Below are 21,853 nucleotides of genomic sequence, written 5' to 3'. Positions count from 1 at the left end.
AGAGAATCAAAAGCGCGCGATAGCGTGCGTGGTTCAGTTCGACGGCGCGGCGTTCAACGCGAACGCGTAGCGCGCGGCGGCGGTGTCGGGGGCGTCAGGGCCGTCGTGAGTTTCGTCTGCGTCGTGCGTCGCGTCGTCGAGCAGTTCGCGCGCATCGCCGCCGTAGAGTTTCTTTAGCAGCGCCGGTGTCAGCGCACTGGAAGGGCCGTCGTAGACCACCTTGCCGCGACGCAGCGCGACCGTGCGCGGGCAGTACTGCATCGCGATGTCGACCTGATGCAGCGACACCAGCACCGTGATCCGGTGCTCGACGTTCAGCGCTTGCAGCATGTCCATCACGCGGCGCGACGACTCGGGATCGAGCGAGGCGATCGGTTCGTCGGCGAGCACGATTTGCGCACGTTGCACGAGCGCCCGTGCGAGCGCGGCACGTTGCTGTTGACCGCCCGACAGGTTCGCGGCCCGCTCGCGCGCATGTTCGCCGATCCCGACCTCGTGCAGCGCGGCCCGCGACAGCGCGCGTTCCGCGCGCGGGAAGCGGCCGGAGAGACGCCGCCACCACGGCAGGCGCGCGAGCGCGCCGATCAGCACGTTGGTTTCGACCGACAGCCGGTTCACCAGATTGAACTGCTGGAACACGAAGCCGATGTCGCGGCGAATGCTGCGCACCTCGCGCACGATGCGGCCGTTCTGCTGGATCGGCCGGCCGAGAATCTCGATTTGCGACGGCTGCGCGTCCGACGCGGTAAAGCCCGCGATAAGCCGCAGCAACGTCGATTTTCCCGAGCCGGACGCGCCGATCAGCGCGACCATTTCACCGGGCGCGACGCGCAGATCGATTTCGTCGAGCGCTTTGCGGCCGTTACCGAACGTCTTGCTCAAACGCTCGATTCGAATAGCTTCATGGATCGCTTCCATCTGTATTCCCTCTTGCATCCGGCCACTGCCGGCAGGTGTGGGCACATTCTAGGAAGCGACTGTGACGGTTGAGTGAAGGCATCGCAACGTCTAGACGACTACATCTTTATGCGTCGCGTTTTCCGCTGTGTCATGTGTCGTCAGGATGGCAAAACGAAGTCAGAGCGAAGTCAGCGCCAAGTCAGTGATGCGAACGGACAGTGACATACGGATGACAGGATTCGCATGCAAACGTACGACGCGACAATCGTAGCGATCAGGAACTGTTCACCGGTTTTGCGCTTGACGCCAAGGGGCTCCCCAACCGACGGCTGACACAGGCGGACGCGGCAGCGCTTCTCGCTGACGCTGCGCAAGGTGCGAACGACAAACTGACGGCCATGAACGCTTTCTCAACGAAGCACTGACCGGCGTCGATCATTTACCGCAAAGGCGGCTCAATGCCGCATCTTTTGTGGAGTCGCAATATCGGAAAGATGCACCCTGAAAATGAGATGCCTGGAACCACCGTAAATAATTGTCAAATTGTTTAAATCTCAAATTAAAAGCGTTGACGATAACTCATCTAGATGTTTAATTTGTCGGGTGGGTTTTGGAAAATCAGAGGAGGTCAAATGGAGCAACAGAAACAGGAAGGCGCCGGGGACAAGGAAGAATGTCTGCTTTGCCGTGTCACCTATTCAATATACTCAAACTTCCCGCCAATGCCGTCTGCAATGGCGCTGAACGTTGAAACCGGAGAATGGTTTCCGTTAGATAGGCTGAAGTCGCATTCAAACGGTTACGACATGGCCGAAGCCCTTGGTTACGCATGGGCTTGCAACTGTCGCGAGCGTGCCCCCAAACGGTTCAATGAACAGTTCACACTCAGAGACTCTACGGGCAAGCGACTGGTGGGTGTGCGTTACCGGGTGAGCGCTGGTTCGAGGGTCATTGCGAGTGGCGTAACGGATTCTCAGGGGCGCACGCAGCGCATTCCGACAGATAACCCGCAGCAGCTTTCCATTGACGCTGCTGTATAGCGATAGAGCGACAGCCTCATTTTTCAATTTCGGAGAATTAGCACAATGTCAGATTATGAATTCGTAACCGTTCACAATTCAGCAGTTACGAATGCCGACCCAAATTCAATGGTTACAGTTACCGTGGATATCAGCGGGCCGCCAATCTGCTACAACATGAGCGATGCCGAATTTAGAAAGGTTGTGTTGACGTTGCGCGACGATGCAGTCAGGGTGATCGAACTCAGAGTTCAGGAGTTATCCAACTGGCATGCCGCCGCTCAAACGAGAGTAAAACAATGGTTTGGAAATTCAGACGAAGATACCCGTACCAAACTTATGAGTGGCCTGAAGGCACTTATACCCGTTATGAATGGGCTGACCGCAAGAAACTTCGTACGTGTCGATTCACAGCAAGACAGGGCTACGGGTTGTGTGCCTGGTAGGAAAAATCTCGAGGGACAGGTTGCGCACGTATGCGCTCCCGATACGGCTACACATACCATTGCAATCAATCGGGATTTCTGCGCATTACCTCAGAAATCTGCGTCCAGATTGTCTTCAATGCAACTGACGATTGTTCACGAATGCACACATTTCATAGACACATTTGGCTCCGGGGATCATCCGGGAGGGTATGGGTACACAGCCTGTACGTGGTTAGCGCGCGATCACGCTTATCGTGCAATAACCAACGCAGACAGTATTGCCTGGTACGTTTTGGCACTCCACTGACGATATGAACATGAAATCTATCCGTTGCGCTTTGGGTTCAGTCGCCGTGGCGATATCGTTGCAATCGCATGCCTGCTCAGTCTTTCTTCAGGACAACATGCAATTGCCGCTTAACACTGCTGATGTAGGCAATAGTGACCGTCTTTCTCTGACTCGCCACTATCTGACAGCAAGGGATTGGACAACGGAAGGCGCGAGCGTGGAGGTCGATGCGGCAGCTTTTGAAACCGAGCGGAATCCAAAAGAGCTTGCTGCCTTGCGAGGAAAGAATGTCAAGGCGTTCCTGGTTCAACTAGGTTTGGACAAGGAAAAAATACACGTCTATGAACGGGTCATCGAACTGAGCAGGGGCAAGGTCGATCCAGATAACAAATGGCAGATCGGTGTCAAGTTCGTTCCAAACTGTCCGTCTTCGGGATGTCAGAACCTATGTAATAGCCCAAAGCTACAGGGAGTCGCCAGCTATGCGGTAACGGCTGATACACCGGGTCCAGCACCCGGAAGCGACCGCTTTACGTGTGGAGACGATCGCGAACCGACGAAGGTCCGTATTCTCGAAACTGAGGTGTGGACCGCGCGAACTGAAGAAAAATCGTTGACTCTGATCGGGAACGACGGCTCCGGCAATCGGAAACCTCTAGCAGATACTTGTTACCGCGTGACAACCAGCGTCCAGGAGTACATTGGGGTGACTGACGATCAGGGGCGTACCGAGCGTATGCAGTTGCTTGGTCCCGAAAGCACGAAGATCGAGATGAAGGTCGATGCGGACCGGTATCCCGTGAGGGACGATGACTGATCGACAACTATGGTCAGTCTTTCTTTTGTCGCGAGGTGATAGCCTGAAATGACGCCCCGCTTCGGCGGGACTCCGCAAAGCCGTCCCGACTTGTAAAAAAGCCGCAATCTTCGTCATTCGCCCGCACCTCTCCGACCGGCTGTGAGTTATGGTCAGACACCGGTAATGGGCTTGGCACTTGCTACATCCCGACTACCGATTTTTCCCGCGCTCGCGCATGGGTATGGCGAGCCTCTGTGCATCAGCCAACGTTGGACCTGCGCAACTGTCACAGCAGACGGATATATTAGGGGCGGTGCGGCGCACCGGGTTCCGGACTCCGTCCCTCCAACGTTCCGATTGACCTTCCATGCCGGCTATAAGCTTCCTACCTGATAGCTTCGAAGAATACGAAGACCTCAAGTCGATCCTGGACCAGGGCAGCGCGAGCTTCGAAATCCGTGTCATCTGCGAGACGGAGGTGCGCGGCCGGCGCTTTTCCGTCTACACCGCGAGCATCGGTTCATCCGATTCGCTCGCGCCCGCTATTGGTTTTATCGGCGGCATTCACGGACTCGAGCGAATCGGCTCGCAACTCGTGCTCGACTATATGCGGGCGCTACTCGCGCGGCTCGAATGGGACGAATTGCTGGTCCGGCAATTGCAATCCATCAGGCTATATTTCTGCCCTATTGTTAATCCCGGCGGCATGTGGGCAGCGACGCGCGCGAATCCGCGCGGCGTCGACCTGATGCGCAACGCACCGCAAGACGCCGACGCGCGCGTGCCGCTGCTGGCGGGCGGCCAGCGCGTCGGCGCGTGGTTGCCCTGGTATCGCGGCCGCGCGGGCGAGCCGATGGAGGTCGAGGCGGCCGCGCTGCTGCAAGTCGTCGAGACGCAGCTCGCCGCGCGGCCGTTGAGCATCGCGCTCGATTGCCATTCCGGCTACGGCTGGAGCGACAGCATCTGGTTTCCGTACGCCCGAACCCGCCGGCAGATGCGGCATCTGCCCGAAATGTACGTGTTGAAGAGCATGTTCGAACACGCGCATCCGCATCACGGCTACACGTTCGAGCCGCAAAGCCATCAGTATCTGGTGCACGGCGATCTGTGGGACTACGCGTATGACCGCACGCCGGCGCCGAACGTCTTTCTGCCGATGACGCTCGAACTCGGCTCGTGGCTGTGGATCAAGAAAAACCCGCGGCAGTTGTTTTCGCGGCAGGGCATGTTCAATCCGGTCATGGAGCATCGCACCGCGCGCGTGCTGCGGCGCCATGCGAACCTGTTCGACTTCCTCGCGCGCGCGGCGTTTTCGGCGCAGCGCTGGCTGCCGCAAGGCAACCGTCGCGAGCAGTTGCTGCAAAGCGCGCTCGATCACTGGTACAGGCCGGATCGCGTATGAGCACATGGATCCTGTTGCGCGGACTGACGCGGGAAACGCGGCATTGGGGGAGCTTGCCGGCGGCGTTGCGCGAAACCCTGGGTCAAATTTCGGGCGATCGCTTGCGCGATGCAACCCCAGCCGCAACGAGCACGACCGGCTTGCGTTTGCTGCTGCTCGATCTGCCTGGCAACGGTGAATACGTGCGGCGGCGCGCGCCCGCGAGCGTCGCGGGCATGGTCGCATTCGTGCGGCAGGCGGCGCTCGAAACGGGTGTGCCGGGCCCCTACAACGTGCTCGCGATGTCGCTCGGCGGCATGGTCGCGACCCACTGGGCACAGCGTCATCCCGGCGAGATCGAACGGCTCGTGCTGATCAATACGAGCATGCGGCCGTTCAGCCGCATGCACGAGCGGCTGCGGCCGTCGGCGTGGCCTGGTCTGCTCGGCGTCGCGGCGCATTGGAGCGATGCCGCCGATGCCGAGAGCGGCATCCATCGACTCACGTGCAATAACCTCCACACCTTGGGCGCGGATCTCGCTGCCTGGACCGCGATTCGCCGCAGCGCGCCGGTGAGCCGCGCGAATGCGTTGCGGCAATTGTGGGCGGCCGCGTGCTTTAGCGCGGCGCCCGCCGCGCCGGAGTGTGCACTGCTGATTCTGTCGTCGGAAGCCGATGGGCTCGTCAACCCGGTCTGTTCGGCGAAGCTCGCGGTGGCGTGGGGCGCGCCGCATCGCAAGCATCCGTGGGCCGGCCACGATCTACCCCATGACGATCCCGCGTGGACGGCCGCACAGATTCGCGCGTGGCTCACCCAGCGCGCCGAGAATAGCGATGCGGCCGCGCCGGCACCGGCGCCCGCAAAGCCCGCGCGTTGAGCCGCGCACGGCGTTGCCGCGCCGCAGCGATGCTAGGGCCTGGCGATTCTTCGACGACCGGTCAGCGGGTATTACCTGACTGCGCGAAACGGCCGTATCGCGTACGGCAGGCGCATAATTCCAAGTCAGACGTTGCCTGCGAATCACGCGATACTCACCATTGCCGCCAGCCAGGGGAGTCGATCATGCAAGCAAAGAACGAAGAAGCCGTCACACACCTGCTGAACGATGTTGTCGAATTTGCGCGGGGGCGGTTGCCGGAGCCGACCTTCAATATCGTCGAACCCTTCCTGCGGCATTACTACGATTTCGTCGACGCGGGCGATCTGCAAAGCCGCTCGATCGCCGATCTGTACGGCGCGGCGCTGGCCCACTGGCAGACCGCGCAGCGCTTCGTGCCGGGCGAGCAGCGGCTGCGCGTGTATAACCCGATCCTCGAACAGCATGGCTGGCATTCCGATCACACGGTGATCGAAATCGTCAACGACGACATGCCGTTCCTCGTCGATTCGGTCTCGATGTCGGTCAACCGGCATCGGCTCGCGCTGCATTCGGTCGTCCATCCGGTATTTCGGGTCTGGCGCGCGCCGGACGGCAGCATCGCGCGCGTGAGCCAAGGTGCCGAAGAAGCCGGCGATACGCGCTCGCATCTGACCTCGTGCATCCATTTCGAGGTCGATCGTTGTGGCGATGCCGCAAAACTCGACGCGTTGCGCGACGACATCGCGCGCGTGCTCGGCGACGTGCGCGCGGCGGTCGAGGATTGGCCGAAGATCATCGAACGCGCGAAGCAGACCATTCAAGATATGAAGGTGCGTGAAACCGGTCCCGAGGGCGTCGAAGCGCGCGCGTTCGTCGAATGGATGGTCGCCGATCATTTCACGTTCCTCGGCCACCGTGATTACGAACTGGTGCAGCACGACGGCGGCTTCGGTTTGCGGGCGGTCGCGGGCTCCGGTCTCGGCATTCTGCGCGATGCGCTGCAGCCGGGCGGCGCGGCGGAAGTCACGCCGTTGCCGCCGGCGGCCGCGGAGATCATCTCCGGGTCGTCGCCGATCTTTCTGACTAAGGCCAATTCGCGCGCCACGGTGCACCGGCCCGGCTATCTCGACTATGTCGGCATCAAGCTGAGCGGCGCCGATGGCAAGGTGACGGGCGAGCGGCGCTTCATCGGCCTGTATACGTCGACCGCTTATTTCGTGTCGGCCGCGGAGATTCCGATCGTGAGGCGCAAATGCGCAAATATCGTCAGACGCGCCGCATTCCTGCCGAAAGGTCATCTGGCGAAATCGCTGGTGACGGTGCTCGAGACCTATCCGCGCGACGAATTGTTCCAGGCCGACGAGGACCAGCTGTACGACACCGCCCTCGGCGTGCTGCGTTTGCAGGAGCATCAGCGCACGCGGCTGTTCGTGCGGCGCGATCGCTTCGATCGCTTCGTATCGTGCCTCGTGTTCGTGTCGCGCGACAAGTACAACACCGATCTGCGGCAGCGCATCGCGAACCTGCTCGCCGACGCATTCAATGGTGAAAACGTCGAATTCACGCCGCTGCTGTCGGAGTCGACGCTCGCGCGAATTCATTTCGTCGTCCATGCCAAAGCGGGCGGCATGCCGAGCGTCGACACGCGCGAGCTCGAAGCGCGCCTCGTGCAGGTCGCGCGACGCTGGCAGGACGATCTGGCCGACGCATTGCTCGACGCGTACGGAGAAGAGCAGGGCAACCGATTGCTGCAGCACTACGCCGATTCGTTCCCGGCCGGCTATCGCGACGACTATCCGGCGCGCACGGCCGTGCGCGATATCGAACTGATCGAGCGCGTGCAGGGCAGCGAGCGGCTCGCGATGAACCTGTACAGGCCGATCGAATCGGGACCGCGCGCGTTCCGTTTCAAGGTGTATCGCACGGGGCTGCCGATCGCACTGTCGCGCAGCTTGCCGATGCTCGAACATCTGGGGGTGCGCGTCGACGAAGAGCGGCCTCATCTGATCGAGGCGCCCGGTGCGATGCCCGCGTGGATCCACGACTTCGGCCTCGAACTCGCGGACGATACCGAGTTCGACATCGAGCGGGTCAAGGATCTGTTCGAACAGGCGTTCGAGCAGGTGTGGACCGGCACGATCGAAAGCGACGACTTCAACCGCCTCGTGCTGCGCGCGCAGCTCAATGCACGCGAGGTGACGATTCTGCGCGCTTACGCGAAGTATTTGCGGCAAGTCGGTTCGACGTTCAGCGACGCGTATATCGAACGCGCGGTGACCGGCAATCCGGCAATCGCGCGCATGCTCGTCGACCTGTTCATCGCGCGCTTCGATCCGGCGCTCGGCGCGGTACGCGAGGCCCGCGTCAACGTTTGTCTGGAGACGATCGACAGCGCGCTCGACCAGGTGCCTAATCTCGACGAAGACCGCATCCTGCGGCAGTTCCTCGGCGTGATCAAGGCGACCAAGCGCACTAACTACTACCGCCATGACGCTCTGGGCCAACCGAAGCCGTATCTGTCGTTCAAGTTCGATCCCGCCCAGGTGCCCGGCTTGCCCGAGCCGAAACCGATGTTCGAGATCTGGGTCTATTCGCCGCGCGTCGAGGGCGTCCATCTGCGAGGCGGGCGCGTCGCGCGCGGCGGCCTGCGCTGGTCTGATCGGCGCGAGGATTTCCGCACGGAAGTGCTCGGCCTGATGAAGGCGCAGATGGTGAAGAACGTGGTGATCGTGCCGGTCGGCTCGAAGGGCGGCTTCGTCGTCAAGAATCCGCCGCCGCAGAGCGAGCGCGATGCGTGGATGCGCGAAGGCGTCGCGTGCTATCAGACCTTCCTGCGCGGCTTGCTCGACGTGACCGACAATCTGGCGAGCACCGACGTCGTGCCACCGCCTGACGTGGTGCGCCACGACCCCGACGACCCGTATCTGGTCGTCGCCGCCGACAAGGGCACGGCCACGTTTTCCGACTACGCGAATGCGATCTCGCAGGAATACGGTTTCTGGCTCGACGACGCGTTCGCGTCGGGCGGCTCGGTCGGCTATGACCACAAGAAGATGGGTATCACCGCGCGCGGCGCGTGGGAGTCGGTCAAGCGGCACTTCCGCGAAATCGGCGTCGACACGCAGAGCGAGGACTTCACGGTGGTCGGTGTCGGCGACATGTCGGGCGACGTGTTCGGCAACGGCATGCTGCTGTCGCCGCATATCAAGCTGCTCGCCGCGTTCGATCACCGCCATATCTTTCTCGATCCGAATCCCGATCCCGCGGCGAGCATGGCGGAGCGCGCGCGGCTCTTCATGCTCGACCGTTCGAGCTGGGCCGATTACGATCCGTCGCTGATCTCGGCCGGCGGCGGCGTGTTCCCGCGCAGCGCGAAGACGATTCCGCTGTCGACGGCGGTGCAGGCGGCGCTCGGGATCAGCGCGGCGGCGCTCTCGCCGGCCGAGCTGATGCGCGTGATTCTGCAGGCGCCGGTCGATCTGCTTTACAACGGCGGCATCGGCACCTATGCGAAGGCGAGCCGCGAGACCAATCAGCAGGCGGGCGATCGCGCGAACGACGCGATCCGCGTGAACGGCGCGGATCTGCGCTGCAAGGTCGTGGCCGAAGGGGGCAATCTCGGCTTGACGCAACTCGGGCGCATCGAGTTCGCGCAGCGCGGCGGCCGCATCAATACCGATGCGATCGATAATTCGGCCGGTGTCGATTGCTCGGATCACGAGGTCAACATCAAGATTCTGCTGGGCCTCGTCGTCGCCGACGGCGAGATGACGGAGAAGCAGCGCAATGCGTTGCTTGCCGAAATGACCGATGAAGTCGGTCTGCTCGTGCTGACGGACAACTACTATCAGACCCAGGCTTTGTCGATCGCGGGCCGTTTTGGCGTGGAGCTGCTCGATGCCGAAGCGCGCCTGATGCGCTATCTGGAGAAGGCGGGGCGGCTCAATCGCGTGATCGAGTTTCTGCCCACCGACGAGGACATCGCCGAGCGCGCGGCCGCGAAGCAGGGACTGACGACACCCGAGCGCGCGGTGCTGCTCGCGTACAGCAAGATGTGGCTCTATGACGCGCTGCTCGAATCGTCGATGCCGGAAGATCCGCTCGTCAGCGATATGTTGATCGAGTACTTTCCGAAACCTCTGCGGCAGCGTTTCCGCGAACCGATGCAGCGCCATCCGCTGCGCCGTGAAATCCTCGCGACGCATCTGACCAATGCGCTCGTGAATCGCGTCGGCTGCGAGTTCGTGCATCGGCTGATGGAGGAGACCGATGCACAGCCCGGCGACATCGTGCGCGCGTGCATCATGGCGCGCGACGTGTTCGATCTCGATCAGATCTGGCGCAGCATCGACGCGCTCGACAACCGCGTTCCCGACGACGTGCAGGCACGCATGTTCGCGGAGGTCGCGCGGCTCGTCGAACGTTCGGCGCTGTGGTTCCTGCGGCATCTGCAAACGGGCGCGGCCGGCGACGACGTGACCGGCCTGCTCGCGCGCTGTCGCGACGCCGCGCAGCGTCTCGCGCCACAATGGCCGGCGCTGTTGCCTGGCGCGGACCTCGAAGCGTTGTCGGAGCGGCAACGGGTGTTCGTCGATGCGGGTGTCGATAGCGATCTCGCGGTGCGGATCGCGAGCGGCGAGGTGTCGGCCGCTCTGCTCGATATCGCCGAAGTCGCGTCGACGTGCGGGCGCAATCTCGAACAGGTCGCGGGCGTCTACTTCGCGCTCGGCACGCTGCTGAATTACAGCTGGATCAGCGAGCGCGCCGCCTCGTTGCCGGCGCCGACGCATTGGGACATGCTCGCGCGCGCATCGGCGCTCGCCGAACTCGCGCGGCTCAAGCGCGCGCTGACCACGAGCGCATTGGCCGGCGCGACCGATGCATCGACGCCCGACTCGCTGGTGCAAGCGTGGCGCGACAAACGCGCGGCGCAGCTCGAGCGTTATACGCGTCTGCTGACCGACCTGCGCGCAACGGGCGGCGCGAGTCTTTCGGTGCTGCTGGTTGTCGTACGGGAGATGGCGGCGCTAGAGAGGGCGTGAGCCGCACGAATGGTGCAAAGGACGCCTGGGGAACTGGCGGCACGACGGCACATCAGGTCCGATTCCTGCGACCGGGTGTGTCGTTGTCATCCATAATATCGAGTACTTGCCGATCACTTCGCTCGTGCAATACCCAACAATACCCAGCCCGCTCACCGACCCCCGCCAGCAGATGAAAGAAGAATCGCCGAAAGCCATTTTCTACGCACTCGCCGCCAACCTCGGCATCGCCGTCTGCAAGTTCGCCGCGGCGGCGTTCACCGGCTCCGGATCGATGTTCGCCGAAGCGATTCACTCCACCGCCGACTGCGGCAATCAACTGCTGCTGCTATTCGGACTGCGCGAAGCGCGCAAGCCGGTGAGCCCTTTGCATCCGATGGGCAGCGGCCGCGAAATCAACTTCTATTCGCTGCTGGTTGCGTTGCTGCTGTTTTTCGTCGGCGGTGCGTTTTCGGTGTATGAGGGCGTGCATCGACTGATTGCGCGCGAGCCGTTGCAATATGCGTTCGTCGCGTTGGCGGTGCTCGGTGTGTCGGTGGTGCTCGAATCGCTATCGTTGTGGGGCGCGGTCAAGGAGATTCGCAAGACGCATCCGGATAAAAATCTGTGGCACTGGTTTCGCGAGACGCGCGAATCGGATCTGCTGGTCGTGGCCGGCGAAGATATCGCCGCGCTATTCGGTCTCGCGATCGCCTTCGTCGCGGTGCTATCGACGATGGTGACCGGCAGCCCCGTGTATGACGCGCTCGGCTCGGTGGGGATCGGTTTTCTGCTGATGACGATCGCGTGGCTCGTCGCGCGTGAAGTGAAGTCGATGCTCGTCGGCGAATCGGCGAGCCCGGAAGTGCGCAGCGCCATCGACGCGCATCTGCGCGCGCGTCCCGAGATTCGCGGCATCATCAACATGATCACGCTGCAGTGGGGGCGTCACGTGGTGGTGGCGGTGCAGGCGGAAATGATCGACTACGCGAGCGGCCGCGCGATGGTCGATGCGATCAACGTCATCGAGGCCGATCTGCAGGCGACGTTTCCTCAGGTGCGCTGGGTGTTCTTCGAACCGGATGTGCCGCGCAATTAAAGAAGACTTCTCCACTCGGGCATGAATCGGGTCCATGAACCCCGCGGACGAGAGGAGGCGAGAGGAGGCGAAGCGACGCGCGCTGCAATCGCGGGTGATTCCGCCCGTCCCGACTGGATGCCAGTACGCTTCACAGCGTTTATTTGAACCCCGCCACCGCATGCGGCACGTACAGTTCTTCGAGCCGGCGAACTTCGTCGTCACTGAGCTTCAACGAGAGCGCCGCAACCGCATCGTCGAGATGATGCAGTTTGGTAGCACCGACAATCGGCGCGGTAATCGGCTTCTTCTGCAGCACCCACGCTAGCGCAACCTGCGCGCGCGGCACGCCGCGCTCTTTCGCGATCTCGCCGACCCGCTCGACGATACGCCGATCTGCTTCCTGCGTGTGCGCGTACAGCGTGCGGCCGAATTCATCGGTTTCCGAGCGCGCGCTTTCGGTGTCCCAGTCGCGCGTCAAGCGTCCGCGGGCAAGCGGACTCCACGGAATCACGCCGATGCCTTCGCTTTCGCACAGCGGCAGCATTTCGCGCTCTTCCTCGCGGTACAGCAGATTCACGTAGTTCTGCATCGTCACGAAGCGCGTCCAGCCATTGCGCTCGGCCACCTGCAGCGCCTTGGCAAACTGCCATGCGTACATCGACGACGCGCCGAGATAGCGCGCCTTGCCGGCTTTCACGACATCGTGCAGCGCTTCCATCGTTTCTTCGATTGGCGTGCCGTAGTCCCAGCGATGGATCTGATACAGGTCGACATAGTCGGTACCGAGCCGCCGCAGGCTGTTATCGATCTCCGCCATGATCGCCTTGCGCGACAGCCCGGCGCCGTTCGGGCCCGGATGCATGCGGCTATTGACCTTGGTGGCGAGCACGATCTCATCGCGCTTCGCAAAGTCCTTCAGCGCACGGCCGACGATTTCCTCGCTGGTGCCGTCCGAATAGACGTTGGCCGTGTCGAAGAAGTTGATGCCGTGATCGAGCGCCTGCTTGATGAAGGGCCGCGCGGCTTCGTCGTCGAGCGACCAGGGGTGCGTGCCGCGCGAGGGTACGCCATAACTCATACAGCCGAGACAGAGACGCGATACATCGAGGCCGGTGCGGCCGAGTTTCACATAATCCATCGTGTTGCTCCTATAGTGAAGCGCACAAACTCGCTGCGAGGGAAGGATAGTCGATTATAGGGAAACGACGGCAAGCGCGTCGTCACGGGCCGCACCGCTTTCGATCGCTTCAATGCGAATGCGCCCGCGAAGCCACTTCGCGGGCGCATGACGCAGAGTGCCGTGAACGACAGCCAACGCTCAATGCTGTATCGGGCGATACGGTGTCCACACGGGCGTGTCGGTATTCCAGTTGTCGAGTTCCGATGGTGTCATGATGTGCTCCTTGATGAAGAGGCGCGCAGTTTTGCGCCGCAAGCGCGCCGGGTTCTGAATCAACTTCTTCTAACTCGTTACTGGCCCTTCGCAATGCGCGTCACTTCGCCGTTCGTTCCTTCCTGCAACGCGATGCGCGCGGCTTGCGTCTGGCCGATCAGGCCTTTGTCCGGATACGAGGTGCGATTCAGTGAGGGCAGCGAGCCGTCGCGATACGCGGCGACCAGTTCGGCCTTGACCTCAACGCGTGTCTTCGCGCTCGCGGTCGGCGCCGGTTGCGTGTCATACGTTCCCGCGCGGCCGATACCGCCGCCGCCTTGCGCAAATGCCGGAACGCTGACGAGCAGCGACAGAGCGAGGCCCGCCAACAGATTGCGTTTCATGATTCACTCCTGTCGATTCATTGGCAGCGCGATGGCGCTGCGGCAGGGTGAAATGTAGACGTCGACGCGGTGTGGATAAATCGCGGTTTTTCGAAATGAATTGTCGCGATTCAGGAACAATCGCGAGCGAGGCTTCACCGGGGCCGTGCGATTGCACGGTTACCGCGGCATTGGCGCCGCGGCTGGAATTCACTGTTTCACTTCCCGTACTTCATGCGACCCATTCGGTCATCACCGGCGTGTCGAGTGCCGGCGCGGACTCGCGCTGCTCGAATGTGCGCTTCGTGCAGGTGGCGTCGAGAGTGCCGCGTCCGCTCAGCAATGGGCAACGATCGAACAGCTCCGCGATCCAGTCTACGAAAACGCGGACTTTCGGCGACAGATGACGACTGTGCGGATAGACTGCCGAAATCGGCATCGGCAAGGGTTTCAAGTCCGGCAGTACTTCGACGAGCTGACCCGAGCCCAGATGCGGTAGCACCATGAAGCGCGCCGGCTGAATCAGGCCGAAGCCTTCGAGTCCGCAGGTCACGTAGGCATCCGCGTCGTTGACCGACACGATGCTTTTCATCTTCACTTCCACTTCGTTGCCGTTCACCAGGAACGCCCAGTCGAGCGTGCGTCCCGTGCGGCTCGAGAAGTAGTTGACGGCTTTGTGATTGTCGAGATCTTCGAGCGAAGCGGGCACGCCCGCTCGCTTGATGTAGTCGGGCGACGCGCAGGTCACGCCCTCGAACAGACCGATGCGGCGCGCGACCAGCGACGAATCCTGCAACGCGCCGACACGCACCACGCAATCGACACCTTCTTGCAGCAGATCGACGGGCCGGTCGGTCAGGCCCAGTTGCAGATCGATGTCCGGATAGCGCGTGTGGAATTCGCACAGCGACGGAATGACGAGCAGACGGCCAATCGAACCCGGCATGTCGATGCGTAGCTTGCCGTGCGGCTTCTTGTTGCCGCTCTGGAAACTCGCCTCGGTCTCTTCGACATCCGCGAGGATGCGCACGCAGCGCTCGTAGTACGCGGCGCCATCGGGCGTCAGCGACAGACGACGGGTGGTCCGGTGCATCAGCCGCGTGCCGAGAAACGCTTCGAGGTTCTGAATAATCGTAGTAACCGATGCGCGCGGCAGGTCGAGCGTTTCCGCTGCGCGGGTAAAGCTGTTGGTGTCGACGACGCGCGTGAACACTTGCATGGCCTGAAGCCGGTCCATTGCAAACCTCCAGAAGGGGCAGGTGCACAGGCGGGAATGGAGTCCGCGAAAACAATCACATCGGGATTGTTCAAAGGCACCGAATTGTGTTGCCGGATTATAGGCATTTATTTGCGAGTCTGCCGAACCCACAATTCGGACCATTGAAGTTCTATGCGCATTTGCGCGGCTCGACATGGATGCATTCAAATCGCCGTACCCGCCTCTTTCCACCGGCGTTTCCGCCGAAGACACTGGCGCTGAGGCCAATGCCCCGACACTTGAAGTCACCGACGTGGATATCGATGGGTACGCTCAACCCATTACGTTGCGCCTGTATCGGCTGACGAAAAAAACCGCATTGCCGGTGCTGCTTTATTTTCACGGCGGCGGTTTTACGAAGGGTTCGATCGAGTGCGCGGATTTCGCCGCGCGGTATTTCGCAAAACACTTACCGGCGCTCGTGGTGTCGGTCGGCTATTCGCTCGCGCCGCGGTTTCCGTTTCCGGCCGCGCCGGAAGACGCGCATCGCGCGGCGCTGTGGGTGCAGACGCGAGCGCGGGCGTTTGGTGGCAATAGCAGAAAGATCGGTGTGGCGGGCCATGACGCGGGCGGCCAACTCGCCAATTGTCTCGCGTTCATCGCGCGCGATCGTGGCGACGTGCCGATCAGCGCGCAGGCGCTGTTCGGCCCGATGCTGGATCCGAGCCTGACGCGGCTCGGCGACGAGCAGCGGCTCGGTTCGGATATCACCGCGCGCGAGTGCGCCGCGTGTTATCGCGCGTATCTGCCGCAAGCGTCTCAGCGCATGCATCCGTATGCGGCGCCGCTCGAATCGTCGCGGCTCGCCGGCTTGCCGGCCACGCTGATCGCGACCGCGCAGAACGACGTGCTGCACGTCGAGGCCGAGAAGTATGCAAGCAATCTGATCGACGCGGGCGTGCAGACCCAGGTGGTGCGCTTTCCGAGCGTGTCGCACGCAGCGCTCGCCGATCATCCGCCCGCTTTGCAGGAAGCGGTGCGCTTTTTCCAGTGGCGCTTCGACGCGCGCGCTCATCGATAAACAGAAATTCAATCAACGATACCGGGAGCTACACATGACTATCCTTCCTCTTTCCCGCCGCCGCGTGGCATTAGCCGCCGTGGTCGTCGTCGTTCTTGCCGGGCTTGGCACGTTCGGCGCGATTCGTGTCGATGCGAGCTCGCCGGCCGCACCCACCATCGTGCCGGAAGTGGACGTGGCGACTGTCGTGCAGAAGACGATCACCGACTGGCAGTCCTATTCGGGCCGTCTCGAAGCCGTGCAGAAAGTGGACGTGCGTTCGCAGGTGCCGGGCACGATCGTGTCAGTCAACTTCAAGGACGGCGCGCTCGTGAAGCAGGGCGACACGCTGTTCGTGATCGATCCGCGTCCGTACGCGGCCGAAGTCGATCGCGCGCAAGCTCAGCTCGCGGCCGCGCAGGCACGCACCGGCTACACGCAAAGCGACTGGGAACGCGCGCAACGGCTGATCGTCGACAACGCGATCGCCAAACGCGACTACGACGAGAAGCAGAACGCCGCGCGCGAGGCGAGCGCGAACCTGAAGGCCGCGCAAGCCGCGCTGGAAACCGCGCGCATCAATCTCGGCTACACGAAGATCGTCGCGCCGGTGTCGGGCCGCGTGTCGCGCGCGGAGATCACGGTCGGCAACGTGGTGGCGGCGGGCGCGAGTTCGGTGCCGCTGACGACGCTCGTGTCGGTGTCGCCGATCTACGCGTCGTTCGACGCGGACGAGCAGACCTACCTGCAATACCTGAGCCGCGCGAAGGACGGCAGCAAGGTGCCGGTCGAACTCGGTCTCGCCGATGAATCCGGCTACTCGCGCAGCGGCACGATCGAGTCGGTCGACAACCGGCTCGACACGTCGTCGGGCACGATCCGCGTGCGCGCGAAGTTCGACAACGCGGACGGCGCGCTGATTCCGGGCCTCTACGCGCGCATCAAGGTCGGGGGCAGCGCACCGCATCCGGCGCTGTTGATCGACGATGCCGCGGTCGGCACCGACCAGGACAAGAAGTTCGTGCTGGTCGTCGATCAGGGCAACCACGTCGTTTATCGCGGGATCACGACGGGTTCGATGCAAGGCAATCTGCGCGTCGTCAAGGACGGCCTGAAGCCGGGCGATCGGATCGTCGTCAACGGCGTTCAGCGCGTGCGTCCCGGCGATACGGTCCGAGCGCACATGGTGCCGATGACGACCGACGACGACCCGAACAGCGCAGCGCTCGCGCAGTCGCGTGCCAAGGCCGAGGCCGGCGCGAAAGGCAATTCGTGAGCCGCATGCTCCAACGCGCATGCTCCAACGTTAAGAGCTTCCAATGAACATATCCAAATTCTTCATCGATCGCCCGATCTTCGCAGGCGTGCTATCGGTATTGATCCTGCTCGGGGGCATCATCTCGCTGTTCAAGCTGCCCATTTCCGAGTATCCGGAAGTGGTGCCGCCTTCGGTGGTGGTGCACGCGCAGTATCCGGGCGCGAATCCGAAGGTGATCGCCGAAGCGGTCGCCGCGCCGCTCGAAGAGCAGATCAATGGTGTCGAGAACATGTTGTACATGCAGTCGCAGGCCAATAGCGACGGCAATCTGACGCTGACGGTCACGTTCAAGCTCGGCACCAATCCCGACCTCGCGACGCAGCTCGTGCAGAACCGCGTCAATCAGGCGCTGCCGCGTCTGCCGGATGACGTGCAGCGGCTCGGCGTGACGACGATCAAGAGTTCGCCGACGCTGACGATGGTCGTGCACCTGATCTCGCCGAACGATCGCTACGACATGACGTATCTGCGCAATTACGCGCTGCTCAACGTGAAGGATCGGCTCGCGCGGATTCAGGGCGTCGGCGAAGTGCAGCTGTGGGGCTCGGGCGATTACGCAATGCGTATCTGGCTCGATCCGCAGAAAGTCGCGCAGCGCGGTCTCACGGCGACCGAAGTCGTCAACGCGATCCGCGAGCAGAACATCCAGGTCGCGGCCGGTGTGATCGGTGCGTCGCCGTCGGTGCCGGGAACGCAGTTGCAGTTGTCGGTGAATGCGCGCGGCCGTTTGAAGACCGAGGGCGAATTCGGCGACATCATCGTGAAGACCACGCCCGACGGCGGCGTGACCTATCTGCGCGATATTGCCCGGATCGAGCTCGCGGCGTCGGAATATGGCCTGCGTTCGCTGCTCGACAACAAGCCCGCGGTTGCGCTCGCGATCAATCAGGCGCCGGGTGCGAACTCGCTCGCGATTTCAGAGCAGGTGCGCGCGGCGATGAAGGAACTCGCCGAAGACATGCCGGCCGGCGTCGAATACCGGATCGTCTACGACCCGACGCAGTTCGTGCGTTCGAGTATCGAGGCGGTGATCCATACGCTGCTCGAAGCGATCGCGCTGGTCGTGATCGTCGTGATCGTGTTCCTGCAGACGTGGCGCGCGTCGATCATTCCGTTGATCGCGGTGCCGGTGTCGATCGTCGGTACGTTCTCGCTGCTGCTTGCGTTCGGCTTCTCGATCAACGCGTTGTCGCTGTTCGGCATGGTGCTCGCGATCGGCATCGTGGTCGACGATGCGATCGTCGTGGTGGAGAACGTCGAGCGCAACATCGAGAGCGGGCTCAGTGCGCGCGATGCGACCTACAAGGCGATGCGCGAAGTGAGCGGGCCGATCATCGCGATTGCGCTGACGCTCGTCGCCGTGTTCGTGCCGCTCGCGTTCATGACGGGTCTCACGGGCCAGTTCTACAAGCAGTTCGCGATGACCATCGCGATCTCGACGGTGATCTCGGCGTTCAATTCGCTGACCCTGTCGCCGGCGTTGTCCGCGCTGCTGCTGCGCAGCCACGGCGAGAAGGAAGACTGGCTGACGCGTGTGATGAATCGTGTGCTCGGCGGCTTCTTCAAGCGTTTCAACAAGGTCTTTCATCGCGGTTCGGAAGCGTATGGCCGCGGCGTGACCGGCGTGCTGAGCCGCAAGGGCGCGATGCTCGCGGTGTACGCGATCCTCGTCGGTGCAACCGTATTGGTGGCGCGGGTCGTGCCGGGCGGCTTCGTGCCCGCGCAGGACAAGGAGTATCTGATCGCGTTCGCGCAGTTGCCGAACGGTGCCTCGCTCGATCGCACGGAGAAGGTGATCCGCGATATGAGCGCGATCGCGCTGAAGCAGCCGGGCGTCGAAAGCGCGGTGGCCTTCCCTGGTCTGTCGGTGAATGGCTTCACGAATAGTTCGAGCGCGGGCATCGTGTTCGTCACGCTGAAGCCGTTCAAGGAGCGCGGCAACAGGAAGCTCTCGGCAGGCGCGATTGCCGGTGCGCTGAACCAGCAGTACGGCGCGATCAAGGACTCGTTCGTCGCGGTGTTCCCGCCGCCGCCGGTGCTCGGGCTCGGCACACTCGGCGGCTTCAAGATGCAGCTCGAAGATCACGGCGCGCTCGGTTACGCGGAACTCAACAAGGCTGCCGAAGCATTCGTGAAGCGCGCGGCGCAAATGCCCGAACTTGGGCCGACCTTCTCCAGCTATCAGATCAACGTGCCGCAGCTGAACGTCGATCTCGATCGCGTGAAGGCGAAGCAGCTCGGCGTGCCGGTCACGGACGTGTTCGACACGATGCAGATCTATCTGGGCTCTCTGTACGTGAACGACTTCAACCGCTTCGGTCGCGTGTATCAGGTGCGCGTGCAGGCGGATGCGCCGTTCCGTCAACGCGCCGACGACATCCTGCAACTGAAGACGCGCAACGCGGCGGGCGAGATGGTGCCGTTGTCGTCGCTCGTCACGGTGACGCCGACCTACGGACCGGAGATGGTGGTGCGCTACAACGGCTACACGGCGGCCGACATCAACGGCGGCCCAGCGCCCGGCTTTTCGTCGGGACAGGCGCAGGCCGCGGCCGAACGCGTGGCCGCCGAGGTGCTGCCGCGCGGCGTGAAGCTCGAGTGGACCGATCTCACGTATCAGCAGATCCTCGCCGGCAATGCGGGCATGTGGGTGTTCCCGATCAGCGTGCTGCTCGTGTTCCTCGTGCTCGCCGCGCTGTACGAAAGCCTGACGCTGCCGCTCGCCGTGATCCTGATCGTGCCGATGAGCGTGCTGTCCGCGCTGACCGGCGTGTGGCTCACCGGCGGCGACAACAACATCTTCACGCAGATCGGTTTGATGGTACTGGTGGGCTTGTCCGCGAAGAACGCGATCCTGATCGTCGAGTTTGCGCGTGAGCTCGAACACGACGGACGCAGTCCGCTGCAGGCCGCGATCGAAGCGAGCCGTCTGCGTCTGCGGCCGATTCTGATGACGTCGATCGCCTTCATCATGGGCGTGGTGCCGCTGGTGTTGTCGAGCGGCGCGGGCTCGGAGATGCGTCACGCGATGGGCGTCGCGGTGTTCTTCGGCATGCTCGGCGTCACGCTGTTCGGCCTGATGCTGACGCCGGTGTTCTATGTGGTGCTGCGTTCGCTCGCGGGCGGGACGATTCACGTCGCGCAGAAGGATGCGCCGCGCTACGGCGCGCCCGTTACGGACGCCTGAGGAGAAAACAACAATGAAACGCTTTGAATCTCGCTTTGACTCTTTGCGCGGATGGGGCCGCGCGGCCGCGAGCGGTTTGCTGATCGCCCTGCTGGCCGCTTGTTCGGTCGAGCCGACGTACAAGCGGCCCGACGTCGATACGCCGGCGGCGTTCAAGGAAGCGCCGGCGATGGCGACGTCGGCTGCGGCGGCGTCGGGCGTGGCGGCTGGTTCGGCCGCGTCGGCGCAAAACACCGGCACGTGGAAGCCGGCCCAGCCCGCCGACGACGCCCTGCGTGGCGAATGGTGGAAGGTGTTCGGCGACCCGCAGCTCGACGCGCTCGAAGAGCAGGCCGCCGCCGCGAACCAGGACCTGAAGGCCGCAGCCGCGCGCGTGCAGCAGGCGCGCGCGGTCACGCAGGCGGCGAAGTCCGACTGGTTCCCGAAGCTCGACGCGGGCTTCGGCCCGACCCGCGAGCGTGCGTCGGCGGCGTCGCAATTCCTGCCGGACAGCGCGGGCGGCACGACCGGCACGATCTGGCGCGCGCAGGTCGGCGCGTCGTATGAAGCGGATCTGTTCGGGCGGGTCAGCTCGAACGTGAACGCGTCGCGCTCGGACGAGCAGCAGAGCGAAGCGCTGTTTCGCTCGGTGCAGCTGTCGTTGCAGGCCGATGTCGCGCAGAACTACTTCCAGTTGCGCGAGCTCGACACCGACCAGGATCTGTATCGCCGCACCGTCGCGTTGCGCGAGGACACGCTGAAGCTCGTCGAGCGGCGCTTCAAGGAAGGCGATATCAGCGAGCTGGATCTGTCGCGCTCGCGTAACGAGCTCGCGAGCGCGCGTGCCGATGCGGTCGGCGTCGCGCGGCAACGGGCGGCCTCGGAGCATAGCCTCGCGATTCTGCTCGGCAAGCCGCCCGCCGATTTCTCGTTCGCGGAACAACCGCTCGCGCCGGTGGCGGTGCGCGTGCCGCCGGGTTTGCCGTCGGCGCTGCTCGAACGCAGGCCGGACATCGCGGCAGCCGAACGCGCGATGCAGGCAGCGAATGCGCGCGTCGGGCTCGCGAAGTCGGCGTTTTTCCCGAAGCTCGACATCACGGGCGCGTTCGGCTTTGAATCGGCGACGCTCGGCGATCTGTTCATGTGGTCGAGCCGCGCGTTCATCCTCGGTCCGTTCGCGGGTACCGCGCTGACGGTGCCGATCTTCGACGGCGGCCGCCGCAAGGCCAATCTCGCGCAGGCCCGTTCGAAGTACGACGAGGACGTCGCGCAATATCGCCAGCAGGTGCTCGTGGCGTTCCGTGAAGTCGAGGACAATCTTGCCGATCTGCGCTTGCTCGACGATCAGATGCGCGAGCAGAACGACGCGGTCGATGCGTCGCAGCGCGCCGCGCATCTGTCGCGCACGCAGTACACGGAGGGCGCGGTCAGCTATCTCGACGTGATCGATGGCGAGCGGCAGGTGCTGCAGTCGCAATTGCAGGCGAGCCATCTGGCGGGCACGCAGGCGGTCGCGACCGTGAATCTGATTCGCGCGCTCGGTGGCGGTTGGGGCGATGTGACGGCGGGGGATACGGC

The 21,853-nt window shown here is 63.0% G+C and carries 16 protein-coding genes; 11 read left to right on the top strand and 5 right to left on the bottom strand.

The annotated features are described in order from the left end of the window. Positions 1–33: 33 nt before the first annotated feature. The gene (gene phnC, locus F6X40_RS37390) at positions 34–918 is read right to left on the bottom strand and encodes a phosphonate ABC transporter ATP-binding protein (RefSeq protein WP_187631329.1); all 885 of its coding nucleotides are present in this window, start codon (positions 916–918) and stop codon (positions 34–36) included. Positions 919–1,532: 614 nt separating this feature from the next. Here phnC and F6X40_RS37385 point away from each other — a divergent pair. From F6X40_RS37385 to F6X40_RS37355, 7 genes are all read left to right on the top strand, one after another. Beyond that, complete coding sequence (locus F6X40_RS37385) at positions 1,533–1,940, top strand: hypothetical protein (protein WP_187631328.1); 408 nt, start codon at positions 1,533–1,535, stop codon at positions 1,938–1,940. Positions 1,941–1,985: 45 nt separating this feature from the next. After that, entirely contained in the window at positions 1,986–2,654 is a 669-nt protein-coding gene (locus F6X40_RS37380) for a M35 family metallo-endopeptidase (RefSeq protein WP_187631327.1), read from the top strand. A 10-nt stretch (positions 2,655–2,664) separates the two neighbouring features. Beyond that, on the top strand, positions 2,665–3,453 hold the full coding sequence (locus F6X40_RS37375) for a hypothetical protein (RefSeq protein ID WP_187631326.1): 789 nt from the start codon (positions 2,665–2,667) through the stop codon (positions 3,451–3,453). A gap of 349 nt (positions 3,454–3,802) precedes the next feature. After that, a complete protein-coding gene (locus F6X40_RS37370) occupies positions 3,803–4,837 on the top strand; it encodes a M14 family zinc carboxypeptidase (protein ID WP_187631325.1) in 1,035 nt (344 codons plus the stop codon). Beyond that, positions 4,834–5,694: an alpha/beta fold hydrolase gene (locus tag F6X40_RS37365; RefSeq protein ID WP_187631324.1), complete on the top strand. Its 861-nt coding sequence runs from the start codon at positions 4,834–4,836 to the stop codon at positions 5,692–5,694. Before F6X40_RS37370 ends, F6X40_RS37365 begins: the two co-directional genes overlap by 4 nt. A gap of 185 nt (positions 5,695–5,879) precedes the next feature. Next, complete coding sequence (locus F6X40_RS37360; RefSeq protein ID WP_187631323.1) at positions 5,880–10,718, top strand: NAD-glutamate dehydrogenase; 4,839 nt, start codon at positions 5,880–5,882, stop codon at positions 10,716–10,718. Between the two features lie 172 nt (positions 10,719–10,890). Further along, positions 10,891–11,796 carry a cation diffusion facilitator family transporter gene (locus tag F6X40_RS37355; protein ID WP_187631335.1) on the top strand — a complete coding sequence of 302 codons (906 nt, stop codon included), beginning with the start codon at positions 10,891–10,893 and terminating at the stop codon, positions 11,794–11,796. Positions 11,797–11,935: 139 nt separating this feature from the next. On the opposite strand, the gene F6X40_RS37350 is transcribed toward F6X40_RS37355, so the two are convergent. From F6X40_RS37350 to F6X40_RS37340, 4 genes are all read right to left on the bottom strand, one after another. Beyond that, on the bottom strand, positions 11,936–12,916 hold the full coding sequence (locus F6X40_RS37350; RefSeq protein WP_187631322.1) for an aldo/keto reductase: 981 nt from the start codon (positions 12,914–12,916) through the stop codon (positions 11,936–11,938). A 180-nt stretch (positions 12,917–13,096) separates the two neighbouring features. Continuing rightward, entirely contained in the window at positions 13,097–13,234 is a 138-nt protein-coding gene (locus F6X40_RS41945; RefSeq protein ID WP_222946272.1) for a hypothetical protein, read from the bottom strand. A gap of 14 nt (positions 13,235–13,248) precedes the next feature. Then, positions 13,249–13,554, bottom strand: a complete 306-nt coding sequence (locus F6X40_RS37345; protein ID WP_184063044.1) for a DUF4148 domain-containing protein — start codon at positions 13,552–13,554, stop codon at positions 13,249–13,251. Between the two features lie 211 nt (positions 13,555–13,765). Then, positions 13,766–14,770, bottom strand: a complete 1,005-nt coding sequence (locus tag F6X40_RS37340) for a LysR family transcriptional regulator (protein WP_018423444.1) — start codon at positions 14,768–14,770, stop codon at positions 13,766–13,768. Between the two features lie 175 nt (positions 14,771–14,945). Between F6X40_RS37340 and F6X40_RS37335 the strand changes: the two genes are divergently transcribed. The 4 genes from F6X40_RS37335 to F6X40_RS37320 all read left to right on the top strand — a co-directional run. After that, complete coding sequence (locus tag F6X40_RS37335; protein ID WP_187631321.1) at positions 14,946–15,812, top strand: alpha/beta hydrolase; 867 nt, start codon at positions 14,946–14,948, stop codon at positions 15,810–15,812. A gap of 34 nt (positions 15,813–15,846) precedes the next feature. Beyond that, on the top strand, positions 15,847–17,067 hold the full coding sequence (locus F6X40_RS37330) for an efflux RND transporter periplasmic adaptor subunit (protein ID WP_184025310.1): 1,221 nt from the start codon (positions 15,847–15,849) through the stop codon (positions 17,065–17,067). Between the two features lie 43 nt (positions 17,068–17,110). Continuing rightward, positions 17,111–20,296 (top strand): efflux RND transporter permease subunit, encoded by a 3,186-nt coding sequence (locus tag F6X40_RS37325; protein WP_187631320.1) that lies wholly within the window; start codon positions 17,111–17,113, stop codon positions 20,294–20,296. Positions 20,297–20,309: 13 nt separating this feature from the next. Continuing rightward, a partial coding sequence (locus F6X40_RS37320; RefSeq protein ID WP_187631319.1) for an efflux transporter outer membrane subunit occupies positions 20,310–21,853 on the top strand: 1,544 nt, incomplete at its 3' end.

Origin of the sequence: Paraburkholderia sp. UCT31 (assembly GCF_014397655.1) — a bacterium.
GTDB lineage: Bacteria > Pseudomonadota > Gammaproteobacteria > Burkholderiales > Burkholderiaceae > Paraburkholderia > Paraburkholderia tuberum.
Note: the sequence above shows the minus strand (reverse complement) of the source record. Positions and strands in the feature narration are given on the sequence as shown.

Coding starts and splice junctions, on each gene's coding strand:
- F6X40_RS37325 (WP_187631320.1), top strand. CDS start 17,111: ATGAACATATCCAAATTCTTCATCGATCGCCCGATCTTCGCAGGCGTG.
- F6X40_RS37370 (WP_187631325.1), top strand. CDS start 3,803: ATGCCGGCTATAAGCTTCCTACCTGATAGCTTCGAAGAATACGAAGAC.
- F6X40_RS37345 (WP_184063044.1), bottom strand. CDS start 13,554: ATGAAACGCAATCTGTTGGCGGGCCTCGCTCTGTCGCTGCTCGTCAGC.
- F6X40_RS37365 (WP_187631324.1), top strand. CDS start 4,834: ATGAGCACATGGATCCTGTTGCGCGGACTGACGCGGGAAACGCGGCAT.
- phnC (WP_187631329.1), bottom strand. CDS start 918: ATGGAAGCGATCCATGAAGCTATTCGAATCGAGCGTTTGAGCAAGACG.
- F6X40_RS37330 (WP_184025310.1), top strand. CDS start 15,847: ATGACTATCCTTCCTCTTTCCCGCCGCCGCGTGGCATTAGCCGCCGTG.
- F6X40_RS37375 (WP_187631326.1), top strand. CDS start 2,665: ATGAAATCTATCCGTTGCGCTTTGGGTTCAGTCGCCGTGGCGATATCG.
- F6X40_RS37335 (WP_187631321.1), top strand. CDS start 14,946: ATGGATGCATTCAAATCGCCGTACCCGCCTCTTTCCACCGGCGTTTCC.
- F6X40_RS37340 (WP_018423444.1), bottom strand. CDS start 14,770: ATGGACCGGCTTCAGGCCATGCAAGTGTTCACGCGCGTCGTCGACACC.
- F6X40_RS37385 (WP_187631328.1), top strand. CDS start 1,533: ATGGAGCAACAGAAACAGGAAGGCGCCGGGGACAAGGAAGAATGTCTG.
- F6X40_RS37350 (WP_187631322.1), bottom strand. CDS start 12,916: ATGGATTATGTGAAACTCGGCCGCACCGGCCTCGATGTATCGCGTCTC.
- F6X40_RS37360 (WP_187631323.1), top strand. CDS start 5,880: ATGCAAGCAAAGAACGAAGAAGCCGTCACACACCTGCTGAACGATGTT.
- F6X40_RS37355 (WP_187631335.1), top strand. CDS start 10,891: ATGAAAGAAGAATCGCCGAAAGCCATTTTCTACGCACTCGCCGCCAAC.
- F6X40_RS37380 (WP_187631327.1), top strand. CDS start 1,986: ATGTCAGATTATGAATTCGTAACCGTTCACAATTCAGCAGTTACGAAT.